Annotated in this window: 14 protein-coding genes; 5 read left to right on the top strand and 9 right to left on the bottom strand. The window is 74.4% G+C overall.

Annotated elements, in window-relative coordinates; all coding sequences use genetic code 11:
• Positions 1–204 precede the first annotated feature (204 nt).
• Together ACFQS1_RS12190 and ACFQS1_RS12195 are read right to left on the bottom strand one after the other, a co-directional pair.
• Entirely contained in the window at positions 205–1,053 is an 849-nt protein-coding gene (locus ACFQS1_RS12190) for an MBL fold metallo-hydrolase (RefSeq protein ID WP_378967061.1), read from the bottom strand.
• 65 nt (positions 1,054–1,118) lie between these two features.
• On the bottom strand, positions 1,119–1,595 hold the full coding sequence (locus ACFQS1_RS12195) for a molybdenum cofactor biosysynthesis protein (protein WP_378967063.1): 477 nt from the start codon (positions 1,593–1,595) through the stop codon (positions 1,119–1,121).
• 362 nt (positions 1,596–1,957) lie between these two features.
• Between ACFQS1_RS12195 and ACFQS1_RS12200 the strand changes: the two genes are divergently transcribed.
• Complete coding sequence (locus tag ACFQS1_RS12200; RefSeq protein ID WP_378967065.1) at positions 1,958–2,650, top strand: phosphatase PAP2 family protein; 693 nt, start codon at positions 1,958–1,960, stop codon at positions 2,648–2,650.
• A gap of 2 nt (positions 2,651–2,652) precedes the next feature.
• On the opposite strand, the gene ACFQS1_RS12205 is transcribed toward ACFQS1_RS12200, so the two are convergent.
• Both ACFQS1_RS12205 and ACFQS1_RS12210 read right to left on the bottom strand, forming a co-directional pair.
• On the bottom strand, positions 2,653–3,942 hold the full coding sequence (locus ACFQS1_RS12205) for a neutral zinc metallopeptidase (RefSeq protein WP_378967067.1): 1,290 nt from the start codon (positions 3,940–3,942) through the stop codon (positions 2,653–2,655).
• 26 nt (positions 3,943–3,968) lie between these two features.
• Positions 3,969–4,883: an AraC family transcriptional regulator gene (locus tag ACFQS1_RS12210; RefSeq protein ID WP_378967069.1), complete on the bottom strand. Its 915-nt coding sequence runs from the start codon at positions 4,881–4,883 to the stop codon at positions 3,969–3,971.
• A 101-nt stretch (positions 4,884–4,984) separates the two neighbouring features.
• On the opposite strand from ACFQS1_RS12210, the gene ACFQS1_RS12215 reads away from it, so the two are divergent.
• Both ACFQS1_RS12215 and ACFQS1_RS12220 read left to right on the top strand, forming a co-directional pair.
• The gene (locus tag ACFQS1_RS12215) at positions 4,985–5,422 is read left to right on the top strand and encodes an organic hydroperoxide resistance protein (protein ID WP_378967072.1); all 438 of its coding nucleotides are present in this window, start codon (positions 4,985–4,987) and stop codon (positions 5,420–5,422) included.
• Between the two features lie 41 nt (positions 5,423–5,463).
• Positions 5,464–6,918, top strand: coding sequence for a serine/threonine-protein kinase (locus ACFQS1_RS12220; RefSeq protein WP_378967074.1), 1,455 nt, complete (start codon positions 5,464–5,466; stop codon positions 6,916–6,918).
• Positions 6,919–6,935: 17 nt separating this feature from the next.
• On the opposite strand, the gene ACFQS1_RS12225 is transcribed toward ACFQS1_RS12220, so the two are convergent.
• From ACFQS1_RS12225 to ACFQS1_RS12235, 3 genes are all read right to left on the bottom strand, one after another.
• Positions 6,936–8,330 (bottom strand): WD40 repeat domain-containing protein, encoded by a 1,395-nt coding sequence (locus tag ACFQS1_RS12225; RefSeq protein WP_378967076.1) that lies wholly within the window; start codon positions 8,328–8,330, stop codon positions 6,936–6,938.
• Positions 8,331–8,383: 53 nt separating this feature from the next.
• Positions 8,384–13,045, bottom strand: coding sequence for a DUF4011 domain-containing protein (locus ACFQS1_RS12230; RefSeq protein WP_378967078.1), 4,662 nt, complete (start codon positions 13,043–13,045; stop codon positions 8,384–8,386).
• Positions 13,046–13,148: 103 nt separating this feature from the next.
• Positions 13,149–14,171 (bottom strand): oxidoreductase, encoded by a 1,023-nt coding sequence (locus ACFQS1_RS12235; RefSeq protein WP_378967081.1) that lies wholly within the window; start codon positions 14,169–14,171, stop codon positions 13,149–13,151.
• Positions 14,172–14,233: 62 nt separating this feature from the next.
• On the opposite strand from ACFQS1_RS12235, the gene ACFQS1_RS12240 reads away from it, so the two are divergent.
• Complete coding sequence (locus tag ACFQS1_RS12240) at positions 14,234–14,578, top strand: MerR family transcriptional regulator (protein WP_378967083.1); 345 nt, start codon at positions 14,234–14,236, stop codon at positions 14,576–14,578.
• A complete protein-coding gene (locus tag ACFQS1_RS12245; protein WP_378967085.1) occupies positions 14,575–15,216 on the top strand; it encodes a formylglycine-generating enzyme family protein in 642 nt (213 codons plus the stop codon). The genes ACFQS1_RS12240 and ACFQS1_RS12245 overlap by 4 nt, the downstream gene beginning before the upstream one ends.
• Positions 15,217–15,229: 13 nt before the next feature.
• On the opposite strand, the gene ACFQS1_RS12250 is transcribed toward ACFQS1_RS12245, so the two are convergent.
• A complete protein-coding gene (locus tag ACFQS1_RS12250; protein WP_378967087.1) occupies positions 15,230–16,144 on the bottom strand; it encodes an AraC family transcriptional regulator in 915 nt (304 codons plus the stop codon).
• A 92-nt stretch (positions 16,145–16,236) separates the two neighbouring features.
• Positions 16,237–17,547, bottom strand: coding sequence for an FAD-dependent oxidoreductase (locus tag ACFQS1_RS12255; RefSeq protein WP_378967090.1), 1,311 nt, complete (start codon positions 17,545–17,547; stop codon positions 16,237–16,239).
• Positions 17,548–17,550 lie beyond the last annotated feature (3 nt).

Raw genomic sequence — 17,550 nt, forward strand, 5'->3', positions numbered from 1 at the left:
TTGGTTGTCTTCCTAAGACCGCTTGGCCTCCGACTTGCGGCGGTGCGGTGCGGATGGCCGGCTGCGAGGGCGCGGTCGCGGACGGCGGCGATCCGGCCGCCCGGCGGACGCCCTTGGGTGCCGGGTGCCGCCGCCGGGTGCGCCGGCCGCCGGGTGCCGCTTGGGCTCGGCGGAGCGGTGCTTCTGCGGGCCGGACCGGGTTGGTTACGGCGGCGGCAGGCCGGCGGCGGTGGCGGCCAGGGCCGCGGCGGTGTCTTTCGTGAGCGGGTCGCCGTGGCCGAAGCATGCGATGCGCGGCGCGAGCGCGGCCTGCTTGCGGAGGGAAGCGGCGGCGGTGGGCGGGTCGTAGTTGAAGACGCCGAGCATCACCGTGCCGTCCGGGCCGCGGGCGATCGTGTCGCCGGGGAAGAGGACGCCGGGGCCGGGCAGATGGAAGGCGACGCTGCCCGGGGTGTGGCCGGGCGCCGCCACGCAGACGGCCGTCACGCCGCCGCCCAGGTCGATCTCGTCGCCGTCGTCGAGCTCGTGGTCGACCCGGACCGGGGGCGCCGTGGCGGGGGCGCCGGCCGCGGCATGCACCTGGGCGAAGAGCTCCCGCTCCCCCTCGGACACCAGGATCGGCGGAGGGCCGTCCGCCGCACCGCGGATCATCGGCGCGTCGAGGCGGTGCGCGTACACCTCGGGCGCGCCCCAGGCGGCGCTCCCGCTGCCCCGGCCGGGAAGGTCGGCGCTCTGGCCGGAAAGGTCGCTGCCCCGGCCGGAAAGGTCGCCGCCCCGGCCGGAAAGGTCGGCGCTCCGCCCGGCGGTGTCGGCGCCCAGGGCGGCGATCTCGGCGGCCGAGCCGGTGTGATCGACGTGGTAGTGGGTCAGCAGGATGCGGCGGACGTCGGTGGTGCGGTGGCCCAGGTCGTCGAGAGCGGCCGCGATGGACCGCGCCGAACCGGGGACGCCGGTGTCGATCAGGGTGAGGCCGGACGGGTCGCGCCACAGGTAGGCGTGACCCACCGGGAAGCGGAACATGACCAGCTCGGGGAGCACCTCGACGACGTCCATGCGCTCGACATTAAGCTCGGCGCCGGCTCGGGTAAGGGTGCTCTGCCGATGGCAGAAAAGCCCGCTCAGGCCGCCACCACCGAGGCGGCCACCGGGCCGACCCGCAGGGTGCCGTCGTCCAATGGCGTGCAGCGCACCCCGCCCTTTCCGCGCAGCGCCTTCCACGCGCCGGGACCGACCGTCACGTCCATCCAGGCGCAGGGGTGCGCTTTCCGGTTGACCATCAGCCGCACCGGGCCGTCGCCGGAGTCGAGGGTCAGCACCTGGCCGACCAGGTCGTCGACCGGCACGCCGGAGAGCAGGATGTTGCGGCGCACCGCCAGCAGGCCGACGCCGGCCGGCAGCGACGCGGCGGCGATCACCGTGACGCTGGCGTCGCGGTGGGCCGGCTGGGCGAAGTACCGGTCGCCGACGATGCCGAGGCCGGCCCGGATGCGGACCTCGGACACGAGCTCGCCCTCGGGGGCCGGGGCCGGGCCGTCGCCGGGCCGCCCGCCGAAACGGTGAACCGGTGAGGCGAGAAGTTCCAGGATCTCCGGCACGAGCCGAGTCTAGTCAGGCCGATCATGCGTCCGATCGACCGGCAAATCGGCATTGGCCGGTCGAAGTGGCCACCTCCGACCGGCCGACAGGTCACAGCTTAACGACGTGCAACCGGCAGGTGAAGGAAGTCATACCCCCGCTTGCGGGCGTCTGGGAAGATCGCAGGCCGGTCGCACTTCGATCTTCCCGTGGCGGGGTGAGGCGGAGCGGCGACCGGCACGACCAGGACGCCTGCGCTGTTCCGTTCGGATCGCACGGCCGAAACCGGGGGGAGACGCGCGCGATGAGCCTGCTTCAGGAAAACGACGCTCCGGCCGTACCCAATAAATCCCGACAAAGGCTGCGACGTGCCCTTTACGAGGTGCTCCTGGTCGGGGTTCTCTTCCTTGCTTACAAGATCGGCCGGCTCGCGGCGGACGGCCACGTCGGCGAAGCCCTCACGAACGCCCAGAACGTCTGGGACCTCGAGCGCTTCCTGCGCCTGCCGAGCGAGCTGGCCGTCCAGCAGGCGGTCATCTCGCAGAAGTGGCTGATCAAGGCGGCGAACTGCTATTACGCGTACGTCCATTTCCCGGCTACCGCGGCCGCGCTGATCTGGCTGTACCTGCGCCGCCCGGCGCACTACCTGCCGACCCGGCGCCTGCTCGCCTGGCTCACCGCGGCCTCGCTGGTGGTGCACCTGCTGTTCCCGCTCGCGCCGCCGCGCATGCTCTCCGCCGTCGGCATGGTCGACACCGGCCGTCTCTTCGGCCCGGCCGTCTACGGCTCGCCCAGCTCCGACGCGCTCACCAACCAGTACGCCGCCATGCCCTCGCTGCACGTCGGCTGGGCGCTGGCCCTGGCGATCGCGCTGATCCTCGCCACCCGCGGCCGCTACCGCTGGCTCTGGCTCGCCCACCCCACGATCACCCTGCTGGTCGTGGTCGTGACCGGCAACCATTACTGGCTCGACGCGGTCGTCGCGACCGCCCTGCTCGGCCTGGTCGCCGCCCTGCTCGGTCATCGCGCGCCGGCGGCGCTGGCGATTCCCGAACCCCGCGTCGGCGAGGGCTAGCGTCAGACGCACACGCCGGTGCCTTCCAAAACCCCTTTCCGGTACGCGAAGATGCGGTCGAACGCCGACGGCCCGCCGGTCCCCGCCTTGCCGAAGGCGAGCAACGCCGCCACCGCCTCGTCGAGATCCCCGGGCGAGAGCCGGATCCGCTGGTCCTCCTGGTCGCGGGTGAGCTGGTCGTTGGTCCACGAGCCGGCCAGGCAGTCGACGGTCAGCTGGCCCGCCGTGGAGGTCGTCGACTCCCCGCGCCGGTCCTGCGCCGCCCGGGCGAAGAGATCCCCGAAGACCATCCCGACCGCGTAGTCCCCGATCCGGTCGTACAGCTGCGGACCGAGCCGTTCGGTGTCGAAGGCGATGAAATCCTGCCCGGGGCAGTAGTACGCCTGATCCTCGACCGCCGCGTCCTGGTCGCCGCAGTCCGGCGCCTGCCCGGCGTCGACGACCCGGATCGGCTGCCATTGCTGGTCGGCGATGTCCGGGAAGGTCCGGGTCCAGTACGCCTGCGCGTCCTGGGCGAGCAGGTTGACCGCGTCCGCGTACGGCAGGTCGCCGCCGCTCGCCGCCTCCTGCCGGGTGCTGAACGGCACCTCGGTGACCTGCAGGTTGCCCGCCTCGTAGCCGGCGCATTTCCGCGGGCCCTGCTGGACGCCGTCCTGGAAGGCCCGGATCCGGTCGAACGCGTTCCCGTGCGCCCCCTCGGCGACCGCCGGCGTGCCGGGCTGGTCGCGCAGCATCAGGATCCCCGCCACCGTGTCGTCCAGCTGCTCCGCCGTCGGCTTCTCGAACGCCGTCGAACGGCCGGCCTGCACGTCCGCGAGCCAGGCGCCCGCGAAGCAGTCCGCCTGCTGCTCCAGGACCACGGTCTGCTGGTCGGTGTTGCCGAGGCGGGCCTGGATGGCGTGGCCGTACTCGTGTGCCATGACGACGCCGACCAGGAGCGGGCCGAACTGCTCCTGGAGCTGAGGGATGAGGTTCTGGGCGTCCCAGGCGATGTAGTCGCCGTCGGGGCAGTAGAACGCGTTCGGCTGGTAGTCCGCGGACTGGCCGCCGCACTCCAGGGGCGGCGAGCTCTCGGTGTAGGGATGGAAGCCACCGGTCACCGGCTGGAACTTCTGCCCGCCCGAGATCTTCGGGTATTGCTCCCGCCAGTACCGCTCGACGTCGTCGAGCGACTTCGTGACGACTCCGGAGGACTTCTTCGGCGGCGTCGGTCCCTCGGAGGGGGCGGGGACCAGCCCGCACCCGGCGAGGGAAAGCGCCATGATCCCGGCAACGACCCGCAAAGCCCGCATGTCTCAGAGGTACCCAATCGTCGCAACTATTTTCGCGCGTTCTGGCGATACCGGCCGGGGGCCACGCCGAGCTCGCGCTTGAACGCCTTGGCGAAGGCGAACTCGGACGTGTATCCGGTGCGCTGCGCGACGGACTGTACTGGTTTGTCGCCGTCCCGCAGCAGCTGTGCCGCCAGCGTCATCCGCCACCAGGTCAGGTAGCCGAGGGGCGGCTTGCCGACCAGCGAGGTGAACCGGCGGGAGAACGCGGCCCGGGACAGCCCGGCCTTGGCGCCCAGCTCCTCGACCGTCCATTGCCGGGCGGGCTCCTGGTGGATGTGGCGCAGCGCCGTGGCGATCACCGGATCGCCGAGCGTCGCCGCCCACCCGGTGGCCGGCCCGCCACCGGTCTGCTCGGCGAGCCATGCCCGCACGATGTAGAGCAGCATCATGTCCAGCAGCGCCGACACCACTGCTCCGCTTCCCTGGCCGGGGTCGGCGATCTCGTCGCCGAGCAGGTTGACCGCGGCGTGCAGCGGCGAGCGGCGGCCGAGGCGCGCGGGCAGGTGGATGACCTCGGGCAGCTCCTCGAACAGCGGATGCGGCCGGGTCCGGTCCAGGGTGTAAGCGCCGCACAGCAGAACTGTCTCGGCCCCCTCGCCGGCATCGGCGGCCGGCATCACCTCGGGGAGGGCGGCCACCGGTGCGCCGGCCAGCGGCGTCGACGGGCTGTCGGCCAGCGCGTGCCCGCACCCGTGCGGCAGGCACACCACGTCGCCCGCGCCCAGGCCGATCGCCTCGCCGTCCGGCGGGATCAGCCAGCAGGTGCCCGCCAGCACCACATGAAAGCCCGACCCGGAGAACGGCGCGGCCCGTACGCCCCACGGCGCGCGCTTGCGGATCTCGCTGGAATGCGGCCGCCCGGTGCGCATGACCCCGATGGCGTCGCTGAGCACGTCCATCGGCAGATCGTATCGTCCGTGGGGCCGCGGCGAGACGATCGGACATGGAAGCGAGACGCGGAGCCCTACAACCAGGTTCTCGACCTTCCTACGCTGGTCACATGTCCATCACGACGCTCTACACCGCCGAGGCCGTCTCCACGGGCGACGGCCGCAACGGCCACATCGCCACCTCCGACGGCCGCATCGATCTCGCCCTCGCCATGCCACCCGCGCTCGGCGGCTCCGGCGACGGCGCCAATCCGGAGCAGCTGTTCGCCGCCGGCTACGCCGCCTGCTTCCACAGCGCGCTCCGCCTGGTCGCCCGGCAGGCGAACGCGGACGTGACCGGCTCGACCGTCACCGCCCGCGTCAGCCTCGGCAACGAGGGGGAGTCCCTGGGCCTGGCAGTGGAGCTCGGCTACCACCTGCCGCACGTCGCACCCGGCGCCGCCGAGGAGCTGGCCCGGGCGGCGCACCGGGTCTGCCCGTATTCCCGGGCCACGCGCGGCAACATCTCCGTCGAGCTCCACTCGGTGGCGAGCATGCCCCGCGCGTAGCCGCCCCCTAAGCTGTCGCGCGTGAGAGCGGGAGCTGGGGCATGCTGCACGCCGGGGTGAGGCTGGGCGATCGGTATCGCCTCGAGGACCGGCTCGGCGCCGGTGGCATGGGCGAGGTCTGGCGGGCGGTCGACGAGCTGCTCGGCCGGCGGGTGGCCGTCAAGGCGATGCTGCCGTCGGTGGCCGACGATCCCGACTTCGCGCGGCGGTTCCTGGCCGAGGCCAAGTCGATGGCCCGGGTCAACCATCCGGCGGTGGCGGCCATCCACGATTTCGGCACCGCCGGCGGGATCGCCTATCTGGTGATGGAGCTGGTGGCGGGCGAGTCGCTGGCGCAGCGGCTGGCCCGGGCCGGCCGGCTGGGCGCGGCCGAGACGATGCGGCTGATCGCGCTTGCCGCGGACGGGCTGCAGGCGGTGCACGACCAGGGCATCGTGCACCGCGACATCAAGCCGGCCAATTTGCTGATCCGCCCGGACGGCTCGGTGGTGATCACGGACTTCGGCATCGCGCGGCACGAGGACGCGAGCCGGCTGACGGCGTCAGGGGCCATTCTCGGCACCCCCTCCTATTTGTCTCCCGAGCAGGTGATGGGCCAGGCGGCCACGCCGCGCAGCGACATCTACGCACTCGGGCTGACCGCCTACGAGTGCCTGGCCGGTGAGCGGCCGTTCGCCGGCGACAACCCCTACGCGGTGGCGCTGCAACGGCTGCAGTCCGCCCCGCGCACCATCGGCGTCACCCTGCCCGTGCCGGTCGTGACGGTGGTGGAACGCGCCCTGGCCCTGGACCCGGCCGCCCGCTGGCCGACCGCGGCCGCCCTGGCCGGCGCCGCGCGCGCGACCGAGGGCGCCGGCTCGTCGCCGGCTTTGCGTCCCGCTGACTCCGGCCGCCGGGCCGGTCTCCCGGCCGTGCCCCCGCCCAACGGTCCGGCCGGCCGGCCCGGCGGCGCCGCGCGCCCGCGCCGCGCGGTCGTCGCCGCCTCGTTGGCCGTCCTGCTGGTCGCGGCGGGCGCGGCGTGGTTGCTCACCCAGAGCCGGCGCGACAACGGCACCGGCTACCGGAGCGACCCCGCGGTGGCGGCCACCGGCCCGGCCGCCCCGGCGAAGCCGGTGATCCCGGCCGGCTTCAGCGCGTGCGACAAGAGCTTCTGCCCGTCCGAGCCGATGTGCTGGGGCGGTCTCACGGCGATCAGCGGGGAGGCCAGGCCGCCCGAGCGGATCCCGTGCGCCGAGGACCACTACTGGGAGACGTTCGCCGCCATCGCGTACCCGGGGGACGCTGCCGAGGCGCGCGCGGACGAGCTGATGGACAACGCCGAGGTCGCCACGGCCTGTTCCGCCGGGCTGATGGCGGCCCGCAGCCGCGATCGGACGTCGACCAGCACGTGGCGCCGGACCGCCTGGCCGATTCAGCTGAAGGGCAGCACGGTCACCCTGCTGCACTGCCTGGCCGGCGCCACCGGCGGCGAGACGAGCACCGCCGCCTTCCGTTAGGGGTGCGGAGGTGGCGGTCAGGCCGACAGCGCGCCGTCCGCGCCGAGGGCCAGGATCACCAGCTCGCCGTGATGATCGGTCGCGGTCAGCCGATGGTCGTCGAGGCGGGTGAGCGCGGCGATCCCGAACCCGAACTCGCCGATCAGCCGCGGCCCGGCCGGGACCCCGGCCCAGTCGAGCGTCCAGGAGAACAGCCGGAAGTCGTAGGAGGCCGCCACCACGACCGGCGCGTCCGCCGCGCCGAGCACCGCGACCGCCTTCACCGGCTCGGGAGCGTGCAGCGTGATGCCGCGCTCGACGGTCAGGTCGGGGCCGTCGGCGACCAGCATCACCCGTACCGCCCGGTGGGCGGCCGACACGACCACCCGGTCGGCCAGCGTGTCGACGGCGGTGACCCGGGTGTCGTGCTCCCACAGCGGATGCCGGTCGCCGGCCGTGCCGAGCGTCAGGATCCGGCCGGTAGCGGCGAGCTGACCGCCCCGGAACGGCGCGGACGGCTCGGTCGCCGGCGGGTCAGCGGCGCCGCCGGTGGCCAGGTCGACCAGGTGCGGGCGGCCGCCGAACGTCGCCGACGCCACCAGCGAGCCGGCCGCCGCCAGCGATCGGGGCCAGAGCCGCGCCCCGGAGCGCCGCCACTGCGGCCGGCCGGCCACGTCCAGCGCGACCAGCGCCGGGTCGTAGGTGCCGGCGATCAGCGCGCCGCCGTCGGCCGACCAGGTGATGCCGCGCAGCGGCGCGTCGCCGAGGCGCACCGAGCGCATCGGCAGCAGGGCCGGATTGAGCAGTTCCAGGGCGCCGTCGTCGCCGGCGAGCGCCAGCGTCGTCCCGTCCGGCGACCACGCGCAGTCCTCCACGGCGGCGCCGGGCAGATAGGTGATGCGGCCGGGGTCGCGCCACAGGTCGCGCACCGCGACCAGCCCGTCGGACCCCACGGTCGCGACCAGGCCGTGCGGGCTGACCGTCAGGCGTACGCAATCCTCCAGCTCACCCAGGTAGGTCTCGCCGAAGGCCTGCCACACGGCGGCGCGCGACGACGCGATCTGGCAGATCAGATGTTGCCCGTCGGGCATCCAGGCCACCGACGTGACCGGGCCGGGGTGCCCGGCCAGGACCTTCATCAGCGACGGCGGCCGGTCGTCGACCACCCGCCACACGGCGGCCGTGCCGTCGGCCGAGCCGGTCGCGAGCAGGTCGGCCGCGGCCGGGTTGAAGGACACCGACAGCACCGCGGCGTTGTGGGCGAACTCGGTCACCTTCACCGGGCGCGACGGATCGGTGGTGTCCCAGACGAACACGCTGCGATCGTGGGAACCGCTCGCCAGCCGCCCTCCGTCGGCGCGGAAGGCGACACAGCTGATCGGCGCGGCATGCGCCGGCCCGTTCCCGACCGTCACCCGAACCATGCTGGACATCGACGGAGCGTGAGTCAATACGGTCGGCACCGAAGATCAAAGTCGGATTGCCGTCAGGAGACCGGCAGCAGCTGGAGCAGGTCGGGACGGCGGGACGGGCCGCGCCCGGGCAGCGCCGCCCGCTCGATCGCGGCGCGTAACCGGGCCTCCTCCTCGGCCCGGTCGCGATACCAAGCGGCGCCCCACACCCGGTAGAGGTTCCAGCCGAGGTCACGCAGCACGGCGGCGCGCAGCCGGTCGCGGTCGCGGGCCACCGGGCAGCCGTGGTACATCGCGCCGTCGCACTCAATGCCCAGCAGGTACGAGCCGCCGCGCAGCACGCCGAGGTCGATGCGGTACCCGCCCGAGCCGATCCGGGCGCGGACCTCGTAACCCCACGACTCCAGGGTGGCCCGCACCGACTCCTCGAGCGGGCCGAGCGGCGTCCGGTCGAGCCGGCCGGCCGCGCCGCCATTTTCGCAATACGACAGGTACGCGGCCAGATGCCGGACGCTCTCGTTGCCGGTCTCCGGGATGTCGTGGGAGCGGATCGACGAGACGATCTCCACCCGCTGCCGGGCCCGGGTGATCGCCACGTTGAGCCGCCGCCAGCCGTTGGGCCGGCTGAGCGCCCCGAAGTTGGCGCTGATCCGCCCGTGCTCGTCGTGCCCGTACCCGATCGAGAAGATCATGATGTCGCGCTCGTCGCCCTGCACCGCCTCCAGGCTCTTGACGAAGAACCCGTGCAGCCGGTCGCCGTCGAGCAGCCGGTCCAGCCCCGGGTGGTGGGCGACGGCCTCGGACAGCGCGTACTCGATCGCCTCGGCCTGGGCGACCGAGAAGGTGACCACGCCGAGCGACAGGTCGGGCCGCGTGGTCAGGCTGGCGATCACCCGCTCGGCCACGATCCCGGCCTCGACCGGGTTGTCCCGGGTGCTGCCGCGCCGGTACACGCCGCCCGCCTCGATGAGATGCACCCCGGTGTCCGGCCGGTCCGCGGCGGCCGGGAAGGTGATCAGCCGGCCCTGGTAGAAAGCCTGGTTGGCGAAGGCGATCAGCGACTCGTGCCGGCTGCGGTAGTGCCAGGCCAGGCCGAGACTGGGGAAGGCGCCGCAGGCCTTGGCCAGCTCCAGGATCGACTGGAAGTCGCTGACGTCGGTGCCGCCGTCGGCCACCGCCTCGAAGAACGAGGTCGGCGGCAGCTGCTTGTCGTCGCCGGCCGCGATCAGCGTCGTGCCCCGGTAGATGCAGTTGATCGCGTTGGCCGGCGTGACCTGCGACGCCTCGTCGAAGATCACCACATCGAAACCGATGTCGGCGGGCAGGTACTGGCTCACCGCCAGCGGTGACATCAAAAAACAGGGCTTCATGGCCAGCACGGCGGTGCGACAGCGTCCGATCAATTCGCGTACGGCGAGATGCCGCGTCTCCTTCATCCCCTCCCGGCGCAGCAACGCGGCTTCGTCGGCCGGCACGCCCTCGGCGCGTCGCGCGTGCAACGCCGCGGCGATGTGCGCCGGGGCGGCGGCGATCAGCTCCTCGTCCCGCCGGCGGAACTCGCCCACGAGGTGGTCGCGCTCCTGGGACCGCAGCGGATGCAGCCGCCGGTCGCGGTGCAGCACGTCGTCGGCCCAGGCCCGCAGCAGCGCCCGCTCCAGCACCGGCCGCAGCTGCGACGGCAGCACCTGGGTGTCGGCGCAGAACGCGACGGCCGGGTCGAGGCCGAACCCGGCGAGGACCTCCCGCGCCGCGACGTGGCTGAACCACTCCTCCTGCCCGCTGGAGTCCTCCCGCAGCGCCCGCAGCAGCGCCGGCCCCCGCTCGTAGTCGTCGAGCTCGGCCTCCAGCGACGCCCGCCGCGCGGTCCCGAACGCCGCGACGACGGCGCCCCGGGCAATGGCCCACGCGGCCGCCTTCTCGGCCAGGCCCGGGGACGGCCGGCATCCGGCCAGCGCCGCGGCCTGGTCGGCGGTCAGGGCGCGCCCGGCCAGCTCCCGCGCGCGCTCGGCCCAGTCGATCGCCACCGCCTCGGCCCGCTCGTCGACGTCCCGCGCCGCCGAGGGGAGCTCGCGCATCGCCTCGGCGACCGCCTGCCGCAGCGCGGCGAGCCGCCGCGCCCCGGCCAGATCCAGGGTCTTGCCGGTCGCCTCGTCGTGCGCCGACACGTAGCGGGCGGCCGCCGACAACGGCGCGGCGCCGGCGCGCAGCCAGCCGATCGCGTCGCGCACCGCGCCGTGGGCGAGCTCGGGGCGGGCGGCCGGCTCGAGCGCGGGCCGCAGCGCCGCCTGCCACCGGGAGACCGCCGCCTGCACGCCGGCCGCCGCGCGCAGCAGCCCGTCGTCGGGGCGGGGCGCGCAGACGTGGTCGATGACCGCGGGCACGGCCTGCGGCGGGGTCCAGCGCAGCAGATCGTCCGCGGCCTGGACGGCTTCGCCGAGCGCGGCGAAGTCGCTGGCCGCCCCCCGCCAGTAGCGGCCGAGGGCGGGCCCGTGCTCCCGCTCGAGCGCGGCCAGGTCGCGGCGGGCCGCGCGCCACGCGACGGCCAGGCCGAGGTGCGCGACCGCCTCCGACGGCGATACCGAGGGCAGGGCGAACGAGGCAACCGCCTCGTAGTCGCGGCGGTAGGCGCTGAAGAGCTTGCGCAGGCCCCGGTGCACCCGGGTGAGCCGGTCGGCGAGATGCTCCACCGGCTGGTCCAGGATCGCCTCGTGGAAGTAGCGGCGGGCCTGGCCCTCGGCCGCGGTCAGCGCCTCCACGCCCCGGCGCAGCGCGGCGGCCGCCGCGGTCGCCTTGGCCAGCGCGCCCGGTCCGAACCAGAACGGCTCGGGCCGGTTGGCCCGCCCGCCCAGCTCGGCGATCGCCGCCACCCGGGTGAGGTCGGCGAAGGTGACCGGCGCGGGCAGGCTCAGCGCCGAGGCCACCCGGCCGGCCTCGCGCACCTTCTCCTCGAGCATCGTCGCGTCGTCGTCGAAGCGGCGGGCCAGCCCGGCGGCGGCCTCGGCGGTGAGCTTGGCGTGGTCGGCGGCGGCCGGCCGCAGGCTTGGCACCGCCACCTCGGGCAGGTCCTGCGGAAGGTCCTCCCACTCCACCCCGGCGGCGGCGCGCACCGCGTCGCGGGCCTGCCGCACCCCGGCCAGCCGGCGGCCCCGCTCGGCGGCGGCCCGGCGCACCGGTCGCAGGCTGGAAGCGGTCAGCCAGTCCTCGGCGACTCCCTCGGGCCGCCGCGCGGCGTGCTCGGCCAACGCTGCCAGCGACGCCGCGCCCGAGGGCCGGGCCAGGCCGAACTCGGTGGCAAGGGCGGCGTTGCGGCCGGCCGCCGCGGACAGCTCGCGCAGCGCGTGCTCGGCCTTCTCGAGGCGGCCGTCGAGCGGGTCGTGCTCGGTCACCTCCCGCCAGGCGAACTCGTCGCCCAGCGCGGCCGGGCGCCAGGACCGGGCGAGCCGGTCGGCCGCGTCGGCCACCTGCCGCAGCGCGTCGGGGGTGAGGGTGACCGGCTCCGGCGCGGGGGCCGCGGGCACGTCGGCGAGCCGGGCGCAGCGGCCGAGGATCTCGTGCAGGCTCACGCCGAGCGGCTCGCGAACCTCGTTCATCGCCTCGGCGTACGCGGAAAGTTGCTCCCGCAGCGCGCGAGCTTCGCCGCCGGCCTTTCCGCCGGCCGCCGGGGCCGGGGGCGCCGGCTCGTCGAGCGCCGTCGCCAGGCCCCGGGCCACCTCCTTGCGGGTCGCCTTGTGGCTGTGCAGCTCGAGCAGGTGATCGCCGAGACCGGCCGAGGCGAGCCGGTTGCGCACCACCTCGAGCGCCGCCGCCTTCTCGGAGACGAACAGGACCCGCTTCCCGGCGTGCAGCAGGCAGCCGATCATGTTGGCGATGGTCTGCGACTTCCCGGTCCCGGGCGGGCCGTCGAGCACGAAACTCCGCCCGGCCGCGGCGGCGGCGACGCATGCCCGCTGGGAGGCGTCGGCGTCCAGCACCAGCGGGGTTTCCTCCGGCGGCGCGAAAGTGTCGGCGCCGGCCGGCGAGATCGGCTCGAAGGCGGGCTCGCCGTCGCGCGCGGCCAGCGCCCGGACCAGCGGGTGGGCGAGGATGCGCTCCTCGTTCTCCCGCAGGTCCCGGTACATCGCCTCCTTGTGGAAGCTGAAGGTGGACAGCAGCACGGTCTCCTCGGCGCGCCAGCCGTCCCGGCCGCTGATCGCCGCGCGGACCCGGGTGAGGAACTCGGGCACGTCCAGGTCGGCGAGCGACTCCACGGCCGGCAGCTCCACGCCGAGCAGCCGCAGCCGCAGCGTGAGGGCCGGGTTGACCACCGGGTCGTCGTCGCGCCCGCGCAGCTTCGGCAGGTCGGCCGGGCCGGCCGCGGTCAGCTCGACCGGCACCAGCAGCAGCGGGCTGGCGAAGCTCACGCCCTGCTCGTCGCGCCAATGGAGCATGCCGATCGCGAGGTGCAGCGCGTCGACGCCGCGGTCGAGAAAGTCCTGGCGGGCCTTGCGCATCAGCCGCCGCAGCACGGTCCCGAGCGGCTGCGCCGCCAGTCGCGTACGGAAGAACTCGCCCTCGCCGGTGAAGCCGTGCTCGCCGCCCGCGCGCAGCGCGCCCACGATCACCTGCGGCGGCGGTCCCGCGATGTCGACCGTGCCGGTCTCGGACCGCCGGAAGCCGAGCAGGCGGTTGCCGGCGTCGAGGTTGATCAGGCCGTCGCGCCAGGCGCTGAGGGCGGCCCGCACTTCCTCGCTGGGCATTTCCGGCGTCATAGCCCGATTTCACCAACGACGGGGCCTATCCGCTGGCGTTTCGTGAAAAAGCCTCGTCAGTGGGGTTCGCGACCACCCGAGTCGCGGCCCCTCACCACAGGACGTCCTCGTCGGCCTTGCGGTAGTCGCGGATCTGGTCGGTGCGGCCCGCCGCGGCGAGCCGCACCCAGTCCGGGTTGGCGAGCAGGATGCGGCCCAGCGCGACCAGGTCGTACTCGTCGTTGGCCCGGCGCTTGAGCAGGTCGTCGAGCTCGGGCGAGGTCAGGAAACCGCGGGTCAGCCCGACCGAGCCGACCGTGATCGCGGGCAGGCCGGTGATCCGCTTGGCCCAGCCGGCGAGGTTCTCGTGGTGGCCCGCGAAGACCGGCTCCCAGAAACGGCGCTGCGAGGCGTGCAGCACGTCGGCGCCGGCCTCCGCGAAAGTTTCCAGGATGGCTTCCAGCTCGGCCGGCGTCTCGGCGATCCGCGCCGCGTAGTCGCGCTCCTTGAACTGGGAGAACCGCACGATCAGCGGCATGCCCGGTGGCAGCTCGGCCTTGACCGTGCGGATGACCTCGGCCGGGAACGTCGCGCGGGCGCGGGCGTCGCCGCCGTAGCGGTCGGTGCGGCGGTTGGTGCGCGGCCAGAGAAACTCGTCGAGCAGGTATCCGTGCGCCGCATGGATCTCGACGGCGTCGAAGCCCGCGCGCACGGCGGTGCGCGCGCTTTCCCCGTACGCGTCGAGAATTTCCGGGAAATCGGTGCCGCGCATGGTCGACGGGGTCCACGCGCCGGCGCCGCGCTCGCTGCCCAGGTGCCAGAGCTGGGCCGCGATCCGGCCGTCCGCCCGGTGCACCTCGCCGGTGACCAGGCGCCAGCCGGCCTCCGCGGCGCCCGGGGTCATCCGCGGCACGTCGGTCTCGTGCGACGCGCTGGGGTGGCCCACCAGCGCGCCCTCGGTGATGATCAGGCCGATGCCGCCCTCAGCCCGGCGGCGGTAGTACGCGGCGACCTCGGCGGTCGGCACGCCGCCCGGCGAATATTTCCGGGTCATCGGCGCCATCGCGAAACGGCTGCGCAACGACAGGCCGGCGAGGGTGGTGGGCGCGGGCAGAACATCCAGCGGAGCGGTCATGCGGCTAAGGTAGAACCTGACACGGATGTGAAGTTCAAGGGATTGTGGCGCGGGAGACATCGATGCGGATCGGCGAACTGTCCGCGGCGACCGGGGCGAGCACGCGGTCGCTGCGCTACTACGAGGAGCAGGGGCTGCTCACCAGCGCCCGCACGACCGGCGGCCAAAGGGTGTATCCGGCCGACGCGGTCGAGCGGGTCTCGCTGATCCAGTCGTTGCTGTCGGCCGGGCTCAACAGCGCCACCATCCACGACGTCCTGCCGTGCATCAGCGACGAGTCGCTGCGCACGCCGTGGCTGGCCGGCCGGCTGCGCACCGAGCTCTCGCGGGTGGAGACCCAGATCGACAACCTTTCGCGTACGCGGGAGATCCTGGCCGGCCTCGTCGAGCAGTACCGCGTCGCGTGACCGAGCTGGTCACCATCCCGGCCGGCGAGGTCACCATCGCCGACCGCCGGACCTCCCGGTCGTGGAAAGTTTCCGTTTCCGGGTTCGCGCTGGGCGCTTTCCCGGTCACCGAGGCAGTTTTTGCCGCCGCTCTCCGCTCCGGTGGCGGCGATTCCCGCCTGCCGGTCACCGAAGTGTCCTGGACCGACGCGGTGTCGTTCTGCAATCGCCGATCGGTCGCGGAAGGTTTCGCGCCGGCCTACGTGCTGGGCGAGACCGTGACGTGGGACCGGGACGCCGACGGGTATCGGCTGCCCACCGAGGCGGAGTGGGAGCACGCCTGCCGGGCCGGGACGACCAGGCCGCGCTACGGCGAGCTCGGCGAGATCGCCTGGTACCGCGAGAACTCCGGTGAACGGGTGCACCCGGTGGGCGGCAAGCGGCCCAACGCGTGGGGCCTGCACGACATGCTCGGCAACGTGTGGGACTGGTGCTGGGACCTCTACGACCCCGAGGTGTACGGCAGTTATCGCGTGCTGCGCGGCGGCGGATGGTTCGACGAGCACTGGAGCTGCCGGGCCGGCGTCCGGCGGCGCAGCCACCCGAGCCTGCGGATCGATGACGTCGGGTTCCGGCTGGCGCGGTCGACGGCCGGATAGCCCGCGTTCGATCTCAGGATCGCGGGCTCACTCCGCGCACTCGCTTGAACGCGGCGCTCAGCGCGAAGCCGCTGCCGTAGCCGACCTGGCGGGCCACCGCGGCGATCGTCGAATCCGGCTCGCGGAGCAGGTCGGCGGCGAGCGCCAGCCGCCAGTTCGTCAGGTAGGACATCGGCGGCTCGCCGACCAGCTCGGTGAAGCGGCGGGCCAGCGCGGCGCGGGACACGCCGATCCGGCCGGCCAGGGCGGCCACCGTCCACGGGTGGGCGGGATGGTTGTGCAGCATCCGCAGCGCCCGGCCGACGACCGGGTCGGCCTGGGCGCGGAACCAGCCGGGCGCGGTCCCGGACCGGGCGAACCAGGCCCGCAGCGCGGCGATCAGCAGCAGGTCGAGGAGCCGGTCGAGGACCGCGGACTGCCCCGGGTCGTCCTTGGTGATCTCGGCGGCGAGCAGCGGGACGAGCGGGCTGTCCCACTCGTGCGAGCGCAGGACGAGCAGCGGCGGCAGCGCCCGCAGCAGGCGGTCGGTGATCTCGCCGGCGCCCTGGTACGCCCCGACCAGCATCACCGACTCGCCGGCGTCGGCGTTGCCCCAGGTGCGCACCCCGCGGTCCATTGCGACGGAGACGTCCTCGCCGTACAGCGTCGTGCAGCGCTGGTCCGGGTGGATGATCACCTGCGGCGGCGTGGCGGGGTCGTCGGCGACCACGTACGGCTCGGGCCCGCGCACGATGAGCACGTCGCCGGGGCCGGCGGGGACCGGCGGCTCGCCCTCGCGCATCACCCAGGCGCCGCCGCGCACGACCGCCATCACCGCGAGCGGCGCGCGATCCTCGATCCGGATGGACCACGGCGGATCGAGCACGACGCGCAGCAGGAAGGCGCCCCGGGCCCGGGGGCCGTCGAGGAGTCCGGCGAGCGCGTCCACCCGACCACGGTAGACGATCGCGTATGCGCGAGAGCCCCTCGGCCACGGCCCGTCTCACCCGGCTCCGGGGCTGGTGGGAAACCCGTGCGCCGTCAGCGCGGGAGGTGGCGCAGGAGCCACCGGCCGACCGGGTTGCCCCGGCGTGCGGTTTCCGCCTCGGCCCGGCGCGACGCCTCGACCGCGGCGAAGCCGTAGTCGCGCATCCGGGCCTCGTACGCCCCGATCGCGGCGATGAGGTCGCCGCCGCCGGTCCGGGCATCGCGTCCGGTCCGGGCATCGCGTCCGGTCCGGGCGCCGGCGCCGGTCAGGGCGTCGCACAGCAGCGCCGCGTCCATGAGGGCGGTGTTCGCCCCGGATCCGCGGGCCGGGCTCATCGCGTGGATGGCGTCACCGAGCAGGGTCACCCGGCTCGGCGCCCAGACCGGTACGCGCCGGCTGCTGCGGATCCGGATCAGGAACGTCTCGTCGACGGCGGCCGCGGCGAGCAGCGCGCGCAGATCCGGGTGCCAGGATCGGATCGCCCGGACGGCGACGGCGTGCAAGGCCGCGGCGTCTGCCCCGGTGGGCTCGGCCCCGGAGCCCATCCCGGCGGGCTCGGCGCCGGAAAGCGGCCCGGCGCGCTCCGCCCCGGCGGGCTCGGCGCCGGAGAGCGCCCACATCACATAGTCGCCGGCCGGGCTCAGCCGGACGTCCGGGGCGATCTCGGCGGCGGCCTCGGCCGGTGGGCGCCGGAACTCGACCAGCCCGCAGGCCAGGCCGGCGCGGCCGCCCGTGATCGCGGTGAACCCGCTGGACAGGGCAGGCGGGACGAGCCGCCGGGTCGCGTCGTCGAGCGGGGTCTTGCCGTAGATGACGCTCGTGCCGGTGTCGACCAGCCGCGCGTCCGGCAGCCGGACGCGGCGGACCGCCGAGCCGACGCCGTCCGCGCCGACGAGAACGTCGGCGCGCGTCGTCGCGCCGTCCGCGAACCGGAGGGTCACGCCCTCCGGACCGTCCTCGTACCCGATGAGCTCGCGGCCGTAGTGCGCTCGCTCCTCGAGCCCGGCGGCGAGAATCTCCCGCAGCGTGCCCCGATCGACCGAAGTGGACAGCGTGGACGGGTCGTCCGGGTCACGCCCCGGGCCGGCGGGCGTCTCGTGCAGGACGCGCAGCCGCGGCGACAGCACGGTCATCCTGGTGCTCGGCCGGCTCGTCGTCGCGAGGAACAACCGGAACAGCCGGGGCGGCAGGCATTTCTCCAGCGCGAGGCCGGCGCGTGCGTCGACGTGCAGCCGGTACCCCTGCCGGCGGGCGTTCAGCGCGGCGTCCCGCTCGTAGACCCGGACGTCGATCCCGGCCCGCGCGAGGCCCTGAGCCAGGCACAGCCCGCCCAGGCCGGCGCCCGCCACCGCCACCCGCAACATCTG

Origin of the sequence: Paractinoplanes rhizophilus (assembly GCF_042664765.1) — a bacterium.
Classification (GTDB): domain Bacteria; phylum Actinomycetota; class Actinomycetes; order Mycobacteriales; family Micromonosporaceae; genus Actinoplanes; species Actinoplanes rhizophilus.